The 16,889-nt window shown below is 54.7% G+C and carries 17 protein-coding genes; 2 read left to right on the top strand and 15 right to left on the bottom strand.

The features are described from left to right. Positions 1 to 16: 16 nt before the first annotated feature. The 6 genes from yfaU to ABU190_RS01770 form a co-directional block, all read right to left on the bottom strand. The gene (gene yfaU, locus ABU190_RS01795) at positions 17 to 823 is read right to left on the bottom strand and encodes a 2-keto-3-deoxy-L-rhamnonate aldolase (protein WP_039079978.1); all 807 of its coding nucleotides are present in this window, start codon (positions 821 to 823) and stop codon (positions 17 to 19) included. A gap of 21 nt (positions 824 to 844) precedes the next feature. Continuing rightward, a complete protein-coding gene (locus tag ABU190_RS01790) occupies positions 845 to 2,134 on the bottom strand; it encodes an MFS transporter (RefSeq protein ID WP_071195656.1) in 1,290 nt (429 codons plus the stop codon). Positions 2,135 to 2,188: 54 nt separating this feature from the next. Further along, complete coding sequence (gene rhmD, locus ABU190_RS01785) at positions 2,189 to 3,394, bottom strand: L-rhamnonate dehydratase (protein ID WP_039079913.1); 1,206 nt, start codon at positions 3,392 to 3,394, stop codon at positions 2,189 to 2,191. Between the two features lie 13 nt (positions 3,395 to 3,407). Beyond that, entirely contained in the window at positions 3,408 to 4,190 is a 783-nt protein-coding gene (locus tag ABU190_RS01780; protein ID WP_039079912.1) for an IclR family transcriptional regulator, read from the bottom strand. 206 nt (positions 4,191 to 4,396) lie between these two features. After that, complete coding sequence (locus ABU190_RS01775) at positions 4,397 to 5,596, bottom strand: nicotinamide mononucleotide deamidase-related protein YfaY (RefSeq protein ID WP_354690216.1); 1,200 nt, start codon at positions 5,594 to 5,596, stop codon at positions 4,397 to 4,399. Positions 5,597 to 5,689: 93 nt separating this feature from the next. Further along, positions 5,690 to 6,232 carry a YfaZ family outer membrane protein gene (locus ABU190_RS01770; protein WP_354690215.1) on the bottom strand — a complete coding sequence of 181 codons (543 nt, stop codon included), beginning with the start codon at positions 6,230 to 6,232 and terminating at the stop codon, positions 5,690 to 5,692. 233 nt (positions 6,233 to 6,465) lie between these two features. Between ABU190_RS01770 and nudI the strand changes: the two genes are divergently transcribed. Next, positions 6,466 to 6,891 carry a nucleoside triphosphatase NudI gene (gene nudI, locus ABU190_RS01765; RefSeq protein ID WP_039079909.1) on the top strand — a complete coding sequence of 142 codons (426 nt, stop codon included), beginning with the start codon at positions 6,466 to 6,468 and terminating at the stop codon, positions 6,889 to 6,891. Positions 6,892 to 6,909: 18 nt separating this feature from the next. Here the strand turns inward: nudI and ABU190_RS01760 are convergent, their stop codons facing one another. The 9 genes from ABU190_RS01760 to ABU190_RS01720 form a co-directional block, all read right to left on the bottom strand. Next, the gene (locus ABU190_RS01760; protein WP_354690214.1) at positions 6,910 to 7,836 is read right to left on the bottom strand and encodes an Rpn family recombination-promoting nuclease/putative transposase; all 927 of its coding nucleotides are present in this window, start codon (positions 7,834 to 7,836) and stop codon (positions 6,910 to 6,912) included. A 98-nt stretch (positions 7,837 to 7,934) separates the two neighbouring features. Next, on the bottom strand, positions 7,935 to 9,290 hold the full coding sequence (gene menE / locus ABU190_RS01755; RefSeq protein ID WP_354690213.1) for an o-succinylbenzoate--CoA ligase: 1,356 nt from the start codon (positions 9,288 to 9,290) through the stop codon (positions 7,935 to 7,937). Further along, a complete protein-coding gene (gene menC, locus ABU190_RS01750) occupies positions 9,287 to 10,252 on the bottom strand; it encodes an o-succinylbenzoate synthase (RefSeq protein ID WP_354690212.1) in 966 nt (321 codons plus the stop codon). Before menC ends, menE begins: the two co-directional genes overlap by 4 nt. Continuing rightward, positions 10,252 to 11,109: a 1,4-dihydroxy-2-naphthoyl-CoA synthase gene (gene menB / locus ABU190_RS01745; protein WP_039079905.1), complete on the bottom strand. Its 858-nt coding sequence runs from the start codon at positions 11,107 to 11,109 to the stop codon at positions 10,252 to 10,254. The genes menC and menB overlap by 1 nt, the downstream gene beginning before the upstream one ends. After that, positions 11,106 to 11,882: a 2-succinyl-6-hydroxy-2,4-cyclohexadiene-1-carboxylate synthase gene (gene menH, locus ABU190_RS01740; protein WP_354690211.1), complete on the bottom strand. Its 777-nt coding sequence runs from the start codon at positions 11,880 to 11,882 to the stop codon at positions 11,106 to 11,108. Before menH ends, menB begins: the two co-directional genes overlap by 4 nt. Beyond that, complete coding sequence (menD, locus tag ABU190_RS01735) at positions 11,879 to 13,549, bottom strand: 2-succinyl-5-enolpyruvyl-6-hydroxy-3-cyclohexene-1-carboxylic-acid synthase (RefSeq protein WP_354690210.1); 1,671 nt, start codon at positions 13,547 to 13,549, stop codon at positions 11,879 to 11,881. Before menD ends, menH begins: the two co-directional genes overlap by 4 nt. A gap of 71 nt (positions 13,550 to 13,620) precedes the next feature. Next, positions 13,621 to 14,910, bottom strand: coding sequence for an isochorismate synthase MenF (gene menF, locus ABU190_RS01730; RefSeq protein ID WP_354690416.1), 1,290 nt, complete (start codon positions 14,908 to 14,910; stop codon positions 13,621 to 13,623). A 93-nt stretch (positions 14,911 to 15,003) separates the two neighbouring features. Next, positions 15,004 to 15,309: a stress response protein ElaB gene (gene elaB / locus ABU190_RS01725; RefSeq protein WP_079496251.1), complete on the bottom strand. Its 306-nt coding sequence runs from the start codon at positions 15,307 to 15,309 to the stop codon at positions 15,004 to 15,006. 53 nt (positions 15,310 to 15,362) lie between these two features. Then, the gene (locus ABU190_RS01720) at positions 15,363 to 15,824 is read right to left on the bottom strand and encodes a GNAT family N-acetyltransferase (RefSeq protein ID WP_079496250.1); all 462 of its coding nucleotides are present in this window, start codon (positions 15,822 to 15,824) and stop codon (positions 15,363 to 15,365) included. A gap of 72 nt (positions 15,825 to 15,896) precedes the next feature. Here ABU190_RS01720 and rbn point away from each other — a divergent pair, with 72 nt between their 5' ends. After that, a complete protein-coding gene (gene rbn, locus ABU190_RS01715; RefSeq protein WP_110294561.1) occupies positions 15,897 to 16,814 on the top strand; it encodes a ribonuclease BN in 918 nt (305 codons plus the stop codon). Positions 16,815 to 16,889 lie beyond the last annotated feature (75 nt).

Here is a 16,889-nt window from a genome sequence, read left to right as displayed (position 1 = left end):
CCCGGCGGGCGAATAATTAATAACTGCCCTTCGTTGCCGATGCCGAAGGTCTGGCCCCTTTAAATATCGCCAGCCGTTCATCTAACGCATTGGTATACAACATGGTGTCCACACCGACTGCCACGAAGTTAGCCCCCCACTCCAGCACTTTTTTTGCCATGAGCGGATCGACCGCCAGAAAACCCGCCGCTTTCCCGGCATCACGTATCTGCTTAATGGCCTGTTCAATGGCGCGTTGCACGTCCGGATGACCACTGTTGTCAGGATAGCCCAACGATGCGGAGAGGTCGGCAGGACCGATAAAGACCCCATCAATACCATCAACATGCAAAATGGCATCAAGGTTATCCAGCGCCGCTTTGCTTTCAACCTGAATCAACAAGCACAACTCTTCATTCGCGCGAGCCATATAATTTTCGACTCGCCCCCAGCGGGCGGCGCGCGCGACACTCGCCCCCACACCGCGAACACCTTGTGGCGGGTAACGCGTGGCCGCCACCACATCCTGCGCCTGCTCTGCGCTCTCCACCATGGGAATTAACAATGTACGGGCACCAATATCGAGCACCTGTTTGATAAGAACACGGCTCCCCTCAACGGGCCGAATGACGGCCTGGCTGGTGTAAGGCGCAATGGCCTGCAACTGGTGATAGAGATCCTGAATAGTATTCGGCGCATGTTCGCCATCAATCAATAACCAGTCATACCCGGAGGTCGCTGCAATCTCAGCCATATACGACGTAGTGGAACTTAACCACAGGCCAATCTGCGTTTCGCCTTTTAGCAGACCCGCTTTAAACGGGTTGGATAAAATCGGATCCATTGTCATTTCACTTCCTTTTTGTCATGAATGAACGCTGTTCGAGTGAGAGACAGCCTGTCTTACATTCAGTGTTAAAATGATCAGCGCACCGGCAATCGCCACGCCAGCAAGGGTGAGAAGCCCGGCAGCGCCGCTGGCAAACAGGGTTTCGGCTTTGACACGAATGATCGGGGCCAGAAATCCGCCGACCGCACCAAACAAATTCACAAAGCCAATACCCGCCGCCAGCGCCGTTCCGGACAGAAGCTGCGTTGGCATGGTCCAGAAAACCGGTTGTACAGCAATAAATCCCACCGCCGCGACGCATAAGGCAACAATGGCCAGCACGGGAGAGACCAGGCCAGATACGCCAATACCAATGCCCGCCGCTAACAGCGTCAGTGCAGCAATGTTGCGTCTTTCACCGGTCTTATCGGAATAACGAGGAATAAGCCAGGTACCAAACAGGGCGGCAATCCAGGGGATAGCGGTGACGACAGAGGCGGTGAACCCCACTTTTGTCCCCAGCAATGCGGCCACTTGCGTCGGCAGGAAAAAAATCAATCCATATACCGCGACCTGGATAGTCAGATAAATGATAGCCAGTTGCCATACCCGCCCATTACGCAGCGCATCGGTCAGACGTGAAGTCACTTTACTCTCCTCTTCGCTGGCAAGCTGGGCCTCAAGAACGCCCTTCTCTTGCGGCGTGAGGAACCGTGCCTGCGCTGGCGTATCATCCAGCCAGAAGAAAGTAAAGATACCTGCAGAGACAGCCAGCAGGCCTTCAATCAAGAACATCCAGAACCACCCCGGATGCCCCATAAAGCCATGCATCTCAAGTAAAGCGCCGGACAGCGGTGAACCCAGCGTCAAAGCTAATGGCGCCCCCATGTAAAAAAGCCCCATAATGCTGGCGCGATTGCGCTGTGGGAACCATTGAGAGGTCAGGTAAATCATGCCAGGGAAGAAGCCAGCTTCCGCGGCGCCAAGAAGCGTGCGGACAAGCAGAAATTTGGCTTCGGTATCAGCCCAGGCCATTGCCGCGGAGAGAAACCCCCATAACAGGGTCGTCCCTCCAATCCAGTAGCGTGCGCCAAACTTACGCATCAACAGATTAGCCGGCACGCCGAGGAAGGCGTACACCACAAAAAAGATCCCCGCCCCCAACGCATAGGCTTCGTTGCTAAGGCCGGTGTCTATCTGATACGTCTCTTTTGCAAAACCAATATTCGAACGATCAAGAAATGCCAGGACGTATAACATCAACATAAAGGGGATTAAACGGGCGCGGTTTTTCTTTACCACGCTATCCAATAAGCTGGTATTCATCGTAATGACCTCATGTAGGGCTGCGCCGCGTTATGGCGGCGCGACGCGGAGGAATTAATGGTTATACGGGCGCTTTAAATTACAGTTGCGATTAAGCTCAACACCGAAGCCCGGTTTATCCAGCACACTCTTATGAATGCGACCATTTACTGGCACCGGTTCATCCACCAGGATGGGATCAAATTGCGGACGCAGCGTAGAGCAGTCGGGGCTGGTCATTAAAAACTCACTAAATGGCGTATTAGTGAAGGTAATAACCGCGTGATGGGAATAAACCGAAGAACCATGTGGCACGACAAGCTGCCCGCGTGCTTTTGCGATCGCAGCGATTTCCACCAGCGTCGTTAAGCCACCGCACCAGCCGACATCGGGCTGCATGATATCAATCCCGGTTTCCGATAACGTACGAAATGATTGCAGCGTACCGTGATGCTCACCGCTGGTGACCATCATGCCAGCAGGAGCATTACGTTTAAGTTCGCGATAACCCTCATATTGTTGCGGTGGCAGACACTCCTCGATCCATTTCAGATTATACGGGGCACAGGCATGGGCCAATTTGGTGGCATAATTAACATCCTGGCTCATCCAGCAATCCAGCATCAGCCAGAAATCTTCACCGCATTTCTCGCGATATTCAGCAACCATTGCCGCATCTTTGCGAATACCCGCATCACCATCATGCGGGCCCCAGTGTGTCGGCATTTTGCCGCCAATAAACCCCATCTCTTTAGCCAGGTCGGGGCGCGCGCCAGTCGCATAAAACTGGATTTCGTCACGCACAGCCCCACCGAGCAATTTATAAACGGGTAACCCGACAACCTTGCCAAACAGATCCCATAAGGCCAGATCGACACAGGAAATCGTATTCATAACCAGCCCGCCAGACCCTGCGTAATACAAGGTGGAATTAAGCATTTGATCATGAATAAGTTTGATATCGCTGACGCATTTACCCTCAATAAAGCGGTTTAAATGCTTTTCAACGATAAAGCAGCCCATCTCGCCTGCCGTGGAAACAGCAAAGCCCGTCTGACCATTTTCGGCTTCCACTTCAACAATTAAGGTTCCCAGCACGTTAATACCGAAAGACTGCCGGGATTGTTCATAGGCCTTGTATTTGCTCATTGGGGTGGCGATATGGTCATCTATCCAGTGATGAGCGCCCTGATCGTGATAATCACCGCCGCCTGCCCCTTTCTCTGCGGTAGCGCCGCCAATGAACCAGGCTCTGACATGTTTAATTTTCGGTAAGGTCATGATGTTCTCCTTTTTATGATGCTTGCTTGTCGAAAGGGCTTTTCCACCCTAAAAGCCGGGAAATATCTTTTGCGCAAGTAATCGCCTTACCTGCGAGGTAATCCCGGTTTTCCTCATTAATTTGCAGTCGGGTTCCCACGACCGAAATGGCTGCCGTTAGCGCATTGCGGGCATCAAAGACGGGGGCAGCGACACATCGGACATCGGGGTAATCTTCGCCATTGTCATAGCTCCACCCCCTGGAACGAATCAGCACCAGTTCATCGTGTAATTGCTGGGCATTGGCGATGGTCGACGACGTCGCTTTTTCCCAGTGCAAATGACGGATGATTTCATCGCGCGTTGCGGGCGGTTGCCAGGCCAGCAGACACTTCCCTATGCCGGAGCGATAAAGGGAAAGACTTTTGCCCTCATGCGAGCGCACGCTGATAGTGGAGGAGGATTCTATTTTGAGAATGTAATAGGCATTTGCGTCATCAATAATGCCGAGATGGCAGAGCAGACCGGTCTCATCCATAAGTTCAGTCAGCCGGGGACGGGCAATCTCGCGCAGATCCATTCTTCCCAAAGCATGCCCGGCAAGTTCAACGAGCTTTGTCCATAAGCAGTAGTTGTCATTGCTATCAATACGCAATAACCGCGCTTTCTTTAATTCCGCTAAAATTAAATAGGCGGTGCTTTTGGGAATGCCTGTCTCTTCAATGATTACCGCAGCGCTGCAAGGCCCAATACGTGCGATGAGATTTAGGATTTCAATTGCCCGGCTGAGTGCCGGTACTTTGCTTGATTCCAACATATTGGACTCCAGTCCTGAATATTGGAATCAGTGTTGCGGCTTAGGGGAACCGATTTTGTGAGAGCGATCATAAAGCCATGGTGATCCAGCATGCTGGACATTACATGAATAGAAAATGTGAAGTATTACGCAGATTTTTTCAGGTGGAGTACAACAGGCTGGACTGGAAAAGCGCCGGAAGGACAATTTCTTCCGGCGTAAAAGGATTACTCAACAAATAAGGATTCGACGACATTAATCCAGCCATGGTCGCTGGCAACGTCCTGACCATTGAGCCAACGACGCAGAATATTCAGCGCCATCATGGCACAGACTTCCTGACGTACCGTCAGGCTGTGTCGGTTCGTATTAAACTTGACGCGTAAGGCATGTGTACCTTCCGGCGTCGCCAGCGCGAAGTTCAGATGCTCATCTTCGAGTCCCGTGACGGTCAGCGCCAGCCCGGCCAGATGGCGATCGCGCAGCCCCGCAGCCCAACGTGCAGTCTGCACTAACGCTTCATCCTGCGAAGGAATAACTTCGCTGACCAGCAGCGGCGCACCCGCACGCGAAAGTTGCAACGCCACCAGGCCGCCGGTGAACTGTTCACTCAGTGTCAGGCTAAGTTGACGTTCACGCAACCGCCCGGCAAGCAGTGCCGGCAAACCAACAGTGCCTTCGAAAATGAGGCTTTCACCGGCCACGCGCTTCACTTCCGGCCATAACGCCTCCATCGCCTCGCGATGCTCAGCAGGACCAGTGAGTTTCAGTTCAATAATGGGCATTGAGGAGCGATAGCCCATCACTACACCTTCAGGTAACGTCAGATGCGACAGGTTTTGCGCCAGATCGCTTTCGGAACGGCCAAAGGTTGTCAGGCGCAGGCAAACAGGCGGCTCAGGAAGCGTAAAGCGTGCGCGAATGCGCGGCAGAATTTCACGTTCCACCATCACTTTAAACTCCGAAGGCACTCCTGGCGTAAAGAACATCAGGCAGCGATTAAGCTGTATGGCAAAGCCACAGGCGGTACCGACCGGATTATCCACCAGCTCCGCACTGGCAGGAATTTCCGCCTGCTTGCGGTTGCTGGGCGCCATGACGCGTCCGCGCTCGGAAAAAAAGCGCGCCATCTGCGTCAACCACTCTTCATGTAATACCAGCGCTTCGCCCTTCGCCGTTGCCGCCGCCAGCGCACTGAGGTCATCGCTGGTTGGGCCCAGGCCACCATTAACAATAAGAATATCCGCCTGTTGGCTGCGCTCACGCAGAATGGCCACCAGGTCGTCGAGGTTATCGCCAACGGTATTACGTCGGGTAAGCGGTAGCCCCTGATTAAAGAAAAAATCTGCCAGCCAGGCGGCATTGGTGTCCACGATTTGCCCGTGCAAGACTTCATCGCCGGTTGACAGCATCTCTACGTTTAACATTATTTTCTCCAGCAATAGAGGTTGAAACACTATACCGCATGAAGGGAAGAAAAGAGGTAAGAAACTGGCGCGGACGGACGCCGCGCCGAAGGATCAGAAGCTGGCATTGACGCCGACATACGGGCCATCCGCCACTGCATTATCGCGGTTGCCTTCTTTACCGGTCAGCTCGACATAACGGTAACCGGCTTCGATACTGAGCGGATGAATAATGGTCAGACGCGCACCGGCATTCGCTTCACGGTAGTCGTTAACCCCGCTGGAGAGGGAATCCGGGGAGTAATAATATTCGCCAAAGAGACGGAAGCTGTCGCTAACCTGCCATGCCAGACCACCACCAACGGCCAGCGCATACCCTTCGCTCCCGGCATTCGGGTTAAGGTAAACGCCTTTACCGCCAACCGTCCCCATAAACGGCCCCAGCGGAATGTTGTAACCCAGGCCCAGACCGGCGATATCGCCATCATCATCGTTATGCGCCCAGTTGCCGCTCAACGCCAGGCCACTGGTTTCCGTTCCCATACCCACACCGAGGTTGGTGTAGTGCTCACCCACCTGGCCGCTCAAGCTCACAGCATTTGCCCCGGCAGACGCCAGCAGAAGGCTGGCAAAACCCAAATATATACTCTTTTTCATTTCTCTTATCCGCGCAACAATAGTCCAATGTTCCAAAGCGGCTGATTGTACGATCATTTTTTTTAAGAATACTGAACTAAAAATGATTTTTTACATCAATCCACGATTTTTACGCGCCCATTTTCATTAAATGCGCCTGCACAGGACAAGTTGCTCTTTTTTGGCAGCTTACTGCATCCCCGCAAGCTTGGTGGTATAAACCCTATACCCGTCATAAGGATAAGGACTAAATCATGCGTCAAAGGACAATTGTATGCCCACTGATTCAAAATGAAGGTGATTATTTGCTATGCAAAATGGCGGATGATCGCGGTGTTTTTCCCGGTCAATGGGCACTCAGTGGTGGGGGAGTCGAACCAGGTGAGCGTATTGAAGACGCGTTGCGCCGCGAAATTCGCGAAGAGCTTGGTGAGAAACTGGTGTTGCAGCAGATAACGCCATGGACCTTTAGCGACGATGTGCGCATAAAAACCTACGCCGATGGCAGCAAAGAAGAGATCTACATGATCTACCTGATTTTTGACTGCATCAGCGCGAACCGTGAAGTGGAGATCAATGAGGAATTTCAGGATTACGCCTGGGTTAGCCCGGCGGATCTGACAAAATACGATCTGAATGTCGCCACCCGCCGCACGCTGAGCCTGAAAGGGCTACTTTGAGAAAAGAGCGGCGCAGTCTTAATGTTTGAGCTGCGCCAGTTCAGCTTCACTCAGACCAGTGAAACGCTGCACGACAGCTTTGTCCATCCCACTGCGTAACATTTCACAGGCGATGCGAAGCGCCTCGGCTTTTTGTCCTTCGTGACGTCCTTCATGGCGCCCCTGACGAAAGCCCTTACGCCTGCCGAGTTCTTCCAGTTGTTCAGCAATAGTCATCAACGTCTCCTTATGTTGTGGCGAACGGTGCACCAGTCGGCGAAGAAAAGCGCCTGGCGCTGGCGTGTTGCCTCTGCTCAGTAGATAGTGCATTGCAGCGCGCAACTGCTGGCGGGTAGTGTATCCCAGCGACAAAGTCGTGACCAGTTTGTCCAGCAAAAGGGTCATATCCCGCAGACGAATGTGCTTTTGTAATAATTCGAGTAAGGCAACACGTCGGTGCGTCATGATCTGCTCATCAGGCACAACGGTAATATCCACCAACGGAAATGGCGTTGTGTACAGTTCATGGGCATATTGTGGCTGGCTGAACATATCCAGCCAGCATAACGAAAAGGGATAAGGGCTAACGCGCCCATGATAAAAAAGCATTGGAATCACCAGGGGCAAGACCGTGTTTCCCGCATCGAGATGCCGCTGCATTGCCGCTACGGCATAACGCATCAAGCGAAAAGCCATAAACCTGTCGGGTGAACTTTGGTGCTCAATGAGTACATAAATATAGCCCTCACCCTGCCGGGTTTTGACCGAGTAGAGCACATCGGAATGGGTTGCGCGCAGTGCCTCGTCAACAAAGCTGCCGGACTCCAGTTTCAGCGTCGCGAGATCGCAAAGCTGGCGTAGCGACGCGGGCAAATGGAGGGTCAGAAAATCGCGCGCCGTCTCTTTATGGGTAAGAAACTGTTTGAAAAGCGCATCATGCGCGGTAGGTGCAGCGGTGTTCTTCATGGCATTCCTTGCCTGAGTAGAGATGTCAGGACACTAACATCCTCCCACCGCCGGTGGGCATTTCCGGCTTGCAAACTGGAAAACGCTACGCAAAAAATCTACCGTTCGGCGACCCATGACTGTAGCGCACGGCGTGATATTTTAATGCCGCCGGACGAAAGATGCGTCGGCAAGCGCAACCACGCAACGGGCTGCTGGAAGCGCGCAAGCTTGTCCTGTACCCAGGTGGTGAGCTGCGAGAGCTCAACGGCGCCATCACACTCCACCACCGCCACAGGTCGGTGGCCAAATTCGCGGTCTTCGCGGGGAACAATAAAAACCTGTTGAACCTGAGGATGTGCCACGATAACACGCTCTACTTCCTCCGGCTGGATACCCTCGCCGCCGCTGAAAAACAGATTATCCAGTCGTCCCAGAATCGTCAGACGGCCATCGTGCAGAACGCCTTTATCACGGGTGGCAAACCAGCCCTCATCATTGAGCAACGGCAATAATTCCCCGTCGCGCCAGTAACCTGAGGCCATACTTTCCGCCCGCAGCCACACTTCATCGTCAACGATACGCAACGCTCTTCCCGGCAGTAGGCAACCGACATCAGACTGCCCATCAGCCTCTTTCCCGCATACCGTTGAAGCGAACTCCGTCAGGCCATAGCCACACCAGGTACGAATCCCGCGCTCACGCGCATGTTCGGTCAGTTCGACAGGGATCGCCGCGCCGCCCAGCAAAACGGCTTTAAGAGAGACCTCCACCGCATCATTCAGCAAGCGCCACAGTTGCGTTGGCACCAGCGACGCATGAGTACACCCCTGCAAAGCCTCTGCCAGATTGTTCTCAGAGACGGTTAAGCGCGCGCCCGCCAATAACCAGCGCCACAGAATTCCCTGCCCTGAAACGTGATAGAGCGGCAGTGACAACAACCAGTCATCTTCTGGCGCGAAAGGAATCATCGCCAGTACCCCTTGTGCGCTGGCGAGGTGTGCCGCGCAAGTGTGCACCGCCGCCTTAGGTAAACCTGTTGAACCCGAAGTCAGGGTCATCGACGCCAGCCGTTGAGGCTGCCAGTCAATAGCATAAGATTGGGCAACAGGTCGCAGTTCAAGAGGCGTCAGACCGACAAAGGTATTGCTATCAGCCAGATTAACGGCAAAACGCAGCGTCAGGGTTGGCAGCAATGCCTCCAGCAACAGCGAGGGTAATTGGGGATTGACCGGCAATACACGCGCGCCACATTGCAGTAACGCCAGCCACGCTAACAATACCTGAGGCTGGTTTCGCCCACGTAGCATCACACCATCGCCCTCGCTCACCCCCTGGCGGGCAAAACCGGCGGCCAGCGCATCGACGCGCACACACAGGTCGCGCCAGCTTAAAGTCTCATCCTGCAAGCGAATTGCGGGCTCATCGCCACGCATTTCGCGCCAGTCATGCCAGGGCCAGGTATTGAACGTCATAGCAGTGGTTCCAGCATCTCAACGCTATGGCAGGGTAATGGGCTATCCGGCCAGCGACGCACAAGCTGAGCCTGCATCAGGTTTAACGTATCGAGACCCGGGATGGTGTCAGGGGTGAGCCATGCGGCAATACGCGCCAGTTGAGTCAGACCAAGGCTGGACTCGATTGACGAACTGATAACCGCTGTCATACCCAGTTGTGTGGCTGCTTTCACCTGCCCCTGAACCTTCTCAAGGCTTCCGGTTAAGGTGGGCTTAATCACCACCGCACGCACGCCCTCTTCGCGCTCAAAGGTAAAATCGGCATCGCGCAAACTTTCATCCCAGGCTATCGCTATGCCCGTTTCACGGGCAAAGGCGCGCGAATCATCACGGGTTTTACAGGGCTCTTCCAGAAAAGCAATGCGATGGCGGTATTGCGGATCCACATATTTTGCGAATTGCTGCGCTTTGAGCGGCGTCCAGGCGCGGTTAGCGTCCAGACGCAGGCGCAAGTCAGGCATCGCCTCCAGCAGCAAGTTAGCCACCATACCATCGCGCACCGCTTCATACAGGCCCACTTTCATTTTCGCCACTTTTTCGCCCGGCATGGCAGCCAGTGCGGCAAAAAGCTCATCCGGGTCACCCGTGCACAGTGTCGCGGCACGGTAGTCCGCCGCCGTTGGCAACGTACCGCGCAGTTCCGCCAGCGCACAGCTGATACCAAAGTCAACCGACGGCAACCCCGGCAACACGCCGCAATCCCCCGCTCGCCACCCTTGCGCCCAGGCACAGACGGCGGCTGTCGCCTCCTCAAGAGACTCCACGCTAAATCCCGGCAAAGGCGAAATCTCGCCCCAGCCTTCCTGCGCGTCATCCCGCAAATGAATAAACAGCCCGTCACGGGTTTTCAGCCGCCGATCACGCAGCACGACGCCCGCATCCATCGGTATCTGCCAGCGGTAAACCTGCGCGCTGCGCATTACGGATTCCGTTTAAATTTGCTGAAGTCCGGCTGGCGTTTTTCGTTAAACGCGTTGCGGCCTTCCTGACCTTCTTCGGTCATGTAGAACAGCATGGTGGCGTTACCCGCCAGCTCCTGCAGACCTGCCTGACCATCACAGTCGGCGTTGAGTGCCGCTTTCAGGCAACGCAGCGCCATCGGGCTGTTCTGCAACATTTCACGGCACCAGCGTACGGTCTCTCTCTCAAGCTCAGCAACCGGCACCACCGTGTTTACCAGCCCCATATCCAGCGCTTCTTTTGCATTGTACTGACGGCACAGGAACCAGATTTCGCGCGCTTTTTTCTGACCAACGATACGCGCCATATAGGATGCCCCCCAGCCGCCATCAAAGGAGCCCACTTTCGGGCCGGTCTGGCCAAAGATAGCGTTTTCTGCCGCAATCGTGAGATCGCACATCATATGCAGCACGTGACCGCCGCCAATGGAGTAACCCGCAACGGCCGCAACCACCGGTTTCGGGCAGGTACGGATCTGGCGCTGGAAGTCCAGTACGTTCAGATGGTGCACGCCGGAGTCATCCTGGTATCCACCGTAATCGCCACGGACTTTCTGATCGCCACCCGAACAGAACGCCTTTTCGCCTTCACCGGTCAGAATGATCACGCCGATGTTATCGTCATAGCGCGCATCAGCCAGCGCCTGAATCATCTCTTTGACGGTCAAAGGACGAAATGCGTTGCGCACCTGAGGGCGGTTGATGGTGATTTTGGCAATACCATCCACCGATTTGTGATACCGAATATCGGTATAGCCTTCAGAGCAGTCTTGCCATTCAATCGGTGCGTACAGCATGGTTTCATCGGGATAGATCATAATATGCCCTTTATATCGAGACGCAGAATTTGCGCCAGGCAGTTCGCCACACTATCGGGGCGTTCCCGATGCGCGTTATGCCCGGCGTCAACAATGACATGACAGTTCGCGCTGACCTCAGCCGCCAGCGTGCGAAATTTACTGTCAAACTCACCACATAAATAATGAAATGGAAAAGGCGCGTTACGCAGCGCAGCGCGTAAATCCGGTTGTACAGCGAGCGAAGTCGCCTCCAGCATAGCGGCCAGCGCCGGGCCGTTGTTCTGGCTGCGTAACGCCACCAGATGTTGCCGTTGCTCGTCACTCAACGACGCAAACACCTGCTGTTGATACCAGTCGTTAAAAACGCTGACAAGCGGTTGCGCACGAAATCGCTGCGCCCATTGTCTATCTGATATCAGGCGCTCCTGCCGTGCGGTCGCATCCGTCAGGCCAGGGTGCCCTCCTTCAACGATCACACCCAATAGTCCCTTCGGCTGGGAGCAGGCAAAGTGCATCGCCACCCGTCCGCCCAGCGAGTACCCTATCAGCCAGTAACTTAGTATGTTGTAACTACAAAGCGTATCGCACAGCGCATCGTTAAGCAGTTCGAAGGAAGTCACCATGCTATCCGCCGAACCTCCGTGGCCCGGCAGGTCAATATAGAGGCGTGAACAGGCCGTAAAGCGCTCGCCGACAGGCAACCATTCGCGGCTGTCACCCGAAAAACCGTGCAGAAAAATTAGCCACGGCTTTTGCGGCTCTCCCGGCATAGCCCGCGCATTCAGGATCACAACTGACTTACCTGCGCGAGCAACTGTTGCAGCGTATGCGCGCCGTCAGTATCTTTCACCACCAGCTCAATCAGCGTTGCCCCCGCTTTACTCCATGCCCCCGCCAGCGCTTGTTCAAGCTCATCCCAGTTTTGGGGATGATGGTATTTCAGGCCAAACATCGCCGCCGCATGCTCAAAATGGACGTGCTGCGGCATTAAATAAAACTGTTCGCGCTCGCTTTGCGGCGTCGGCAACAGCGAGAAGATCTGCCCGCCGTTGTTATTGACCACAATCAGCACCAGCGGCGCAGAAGCCTGGCGCAGTAATGCCAGCGCATTCAGATCGTACAAGGCAGACAGGTCACCGACGATTGCAAGCGTAGGCCGCGCCGTGCCGCGCTGTACACCTGCGGCAGTAGAAATCAGGCCATCGATACCGCTCGCACCACGGTTGCTGTAAACCGGGTAACCGGCCGGTAACTGCCCCAGCGCATCCACCAGGCGGACCACCAGGCTATTGCCGAGGAACAGTTGCCCCTGCTCCGGCAGATACTTCGCCAGTCGATGCGCTAACTGTGCTTCACCAAAGGTGTCGCGTTGGCTGGCAACCGCCTGCCACGCCTGAGCGGATAATTGTGGAATGTCAGTACACCAGGGCGCGCGTGATTCCGCCGGGTGCAGTTCCAGCCACTCGGCAACACCGGAAACCAGACGGCGGCCACGGTGATGTGAAGGATCAAGCCGCCCGGCAACGGAATCTACCAGCCAGTACTCCTGCGGCTCGCAGGTCGCCTGCCACTGGAGCAACCGCTTACCGGTCAGACTGCTGCCCAGTTGAACAACAATTTGTGCCGTTTGCAGCTCACTCACCGCGCGAGCATTGCCCAGCCACAGGTCGGCGCACGGCAGCGGCTGCCCGGTTTGTGAAAGGACATCGCCAATGAGCGGCCAACCGAGCATTTTCGCCCATGCGGCAACCAGCTTGCCTTCCGACGCGCTCATTCGACCCGCCACAACCACGCCGCGTTTCTGCCGCCAGAAAAACCAGTCGCGTTGTTTCGCGCTGCCGCTATGCAAATCTTCACGCAGCCAGGGTTTGTCGTCCTGCCACCAATCGCCGGGCGCCTGTTGCCAGGCAAGCCCCGTATCATCCATTTCACCGTACAGCGGTTCGGCAAACGGGCAGTTGATGTGCACAGGCCCCGTCTGCGCGGACGCCATTAGATGATCGATAGCAGAGAGCAACCAGCGGGCCGGGATGTCTTGTGATGGACGCGGCAGCGCCAGTGATTGCGCCGGGTGCGATGCAAAGATCCCCGGCTGGCGTATTGCCTGGTTGGCCCCGCAATCAATAAGTTCAGGCGGCCTGTCAGCGGTGAGAAAAATCAATTTTTCCCCGGTGAGGCTGGCTTCGATCAGCGCCGGGTATAAATTCGCCACAGCGGTACCGGAGGTGACAATCACCGCGACCGGAGTGCCGCTTGCTTTTGCCAGACCGAGCGCAAGATGCCCCAAACCGCGTTCATCAAAGTGCGTGTGATGGATAAAGGACGAATTTTCTGCCGCCGCCAGCGTCAGCGGCGTGGAACGGGACCCCGGTGCGATACAAATATGTCGCACGCCGTGGCGCGTTAAAGCTTCAAGGATCACCGCCGCCCAGCGTCGGTTAAAAGCACTCACTGACATAAGTTTGTCCAGTATCAATATTGTGGCTTAGTATAAAGAATCGAAAAAAATAGATTTTTGATATGGGTCGGTTATACGTGTTTCATTATCAAGAGCGAACGCAATCCCGCTGCTTTATTTTCGATTTCCTGCCATTCCATTGTCGGGTCGGAACCCGCCACGATCCCGGCTCCCGCGTATAAACGTACGGTTGTACCACTGATTTTTGCACAACGTAATGCAACGCAGAACTCGCTTTGTTTAAGTGACAAATAGCCTGCCGAACCGGCATACCACTCACGCTCAAAGGGTTCATGCTGGGTAATAAACGCACGCGCCGCCAGGCGGGGGAGCCCGGCCACCGCCGCTGTTGGCTGGAGCAGCGTTAAGCACTGTGCATCATCGTTATGATGCATCTCGGTCCAGATACAGCGTCGCAAATGCTGCACTTTACGCAGTCGAACAATCTGCGGTGGCAACACATCCAGCGTAGAGGTTGCATGCTGTAATCTCTGACAAATATCTTCAACGACCAGCATATTCTCGCGCTGGTTTTTATCGTCATTCATTAACCAGTCGCCAAGCTCAGTAGCCCGGGTATCGTCTGTATCATTGGCGACGGTACCGGCCAGCGCTTCGGTACGCAATGAGGTTCCCCTTCTGCGCCACAGGCGCTCGGGAGATGACCCCAGAAACGCATTGTGGGGATCGAATGCGATAAAAAAATGAAAGCAATGGTGGTTAAGACGACGGCTCGCCGCCATAACTGCAGCAGCATTAACCGGTTGGGAGAAATGATAATCCGTGGCACGCGCGAGTACGACTTTATCCATCTCGCCGCGGGTAATCGCCTGCGTGGCCTGTGTGACCAGCGCTTCCCAGCCCGATTGTTGCGGAAAGTGATGTTGCGAGACCAATTCCATTTGCACATCTGGCAGCGATTTCGCCCGTACCAGGGCATCAATAAATTCCTGGGCCTGCGCGACATCGTTTTGTTGCGCGTTGCCATTGAGGACAATAAGGCGTAAAGATGCCCGCCCCCCTTCCCTACGCCATTCGAGACGCGGCAGGAACAGCTCGCCTTGTTGAGGGTCAAAAGCATTCAGCCCCCAGATACGCAGGTCATGTTCGGGATTATCGTTGAGGAAATGCCGGGCTTCTGCCAGTGAGGGAAAACGCAGCACCTGACCCAGCGCTGCGGCTTCATCTTCACCGCTACGTTGCTGCCAGTAGAATTGGGGGAAACAGGGCTGGCTGGCTAAAAAAGTCAGTGGGTCGAAAGCGTCATTGAGGGCAAAGGCAACGTCAAAAACGTAGAATCCAGGTGAGTTGGCATCAATGCCGGATAACTTCTCGCGTAACTGCTCCAGCGCAACTGAAATCGAAAGCACGCAATCCCCTCCCGCTCAAAAACGCTTAGTATACGGGGTGACTGCGAAAATTAGCAGTACCCCCGTTGAGGGAGGGGATTTTTATTAACGGCGGGCCAGCAGCAAGCCCAGGACAAGACCGACAGAGGCACCTACGCCAATACCGTGCCAGGGGTTTTCGTGCACATAATCATCCGCGCGGTAAACCGCTTTTTTCGCCCGATAGTAATAGGTATCAGACGCGCTACTGACGCGGTTTTTCACGTCATGCAGTGCCTGTTCTGCGCGTGCTTTAAGCTCAATATACTTCTGGTCAGCAGGGTCGCCTGAGGAACGTAACACTTCTTCCAGCGTCTCGCTCAGCAGGGCCAGGTCATCATCGATACGTGAATCATAAAATTGATTAGACATCGGTTTTCTCCATGTTATGTACCTGTCCGCTAACTATAGACAATCACTGACGGTTACGCCTGGCGCACTTCCCGCGCCATACCGATGTGTAAAATGCCATCTTCGTCATAAACATCAGTCACCGGAACAAAACCAAAGCGGGCATAAAAATGCTGCAGATGGGCCTGCGCCCCCAGATACAGCGCGTGCTGCGGCCAGTGTTGCAGGCAGGAAGCTACCGCACGTTCCATCAGTTGGTAACCCAGTTTTTCACCGCGAACCTGCTCACTGACAATCACCCGACCTATCACTACAGGCTCCAGATCGTCTTCACTTTTCAGAATCCTCGCATACGCCACCAGCTGATTTTCCTTCCAGCCGAGCAGATGGCGGTTTTGACCAACCAGGTCATCGCCATCGACATCAAGGTACGGGCAGGTTTGTTCAACAATAAAGACTTCACAGCGCAGCTTAAGCAGGGCGTAAAGATCAGCGACGGTCAATTCAGAGTGGTGGAGGTCCTGCCAGCGAATCATGATGTGCTCCTTATTTGGTGTGACCTCGTTATACTAAATGCTTTGCCATTAACGCAAAGGGCGTAATGCATTGTGGAACTGATTTTTCTTGGCACCTCTGCGGGCGTGCCAACCCGCTCGCGTAATGTGACCGCGATATTGCTCAATTTGCAGCACCCGACGCAGGCTGGCCTGTGGTTATTTGACTGCGGCGAAGGGACACAGCATCAACTGCTGCGCACGTCCTTTAACCCCGGCAAACTGGATCGTATTTTTATCACTCACCTGCATGGTGATCACCTTTTTGGCCTGCCAGGGCTGCTCTGCAGTCGTTCAATGGCGGGCAATGCGCAGCCGCTGACGATTTATGGACCGAAAGGGATTCGCGAATTCGTGGAGACCAGCCTGCGTCTCAGCGGGTCGTGGACCGACTATCCGCTGACGATTGAAGAGGTTAGCGAGGGTCTGGTTGTGGATGATGGTTTACGCCGTGTCACCGCTTTCGCGCTGAACCATCCGGTGGAGTGTTATGGCTATCGTATTGAAGAGCATGACAAACCAGGCGCCCTGGATGCCCAGGCATTGATAGCCCAGGGCGTACCGCCCGGCCCGCTTTTCCAGCGTCTCAAAAACGGCGAAACGGTGACGCTGGCAGATGGCCGCATTATTCGCGGTGAGGATTTCCTCGCCCCGGCAACACCGGGGAAAAAACTGGCCATTTTTGGTGATACCGCCCCGTGCCCTGCCGCGCTGCAATTGGCGCAGGGTGTCGACATGATGGTACATGAGGCTACGCTGGAATACGCCATGGAGGAAAAAGCGAACAGCCGTGGACACAGCTCAACGTATCAGGCGGCGCAACTGGCGCGGGACGCAGGCGTGGGCAGGCTCGTCATTACTCACCTCAGTTCCCGCTATGACGCCGAAGGAAGCCAGCAGTTACTTCACGAATGCCGGACAATATTTGTACAAACCACCCTCGCAAAAGATTTTTATACCATTGCGCTGTGATGTGATATTGCGCACTCTACTTTTTCAGTAATGTGCCGATAACAGTCTTACCGCAGGTATTTCACATTGAGGGCA

This window comes from Phytobacter sp. RSE-02, assembly GCF_040578655.1.
In the GTDB taxonomy this organism is placed as follows: Bacteria; Pseudomonadota; Gammaproteobacteria; order Enterobacterales; family Enterobacteriaceae; genus Phytobacter; species Phytobacter diazotrophicus.
This window is presented reverse-complemented; position numbering and strand designations above follow the sequence as displayed.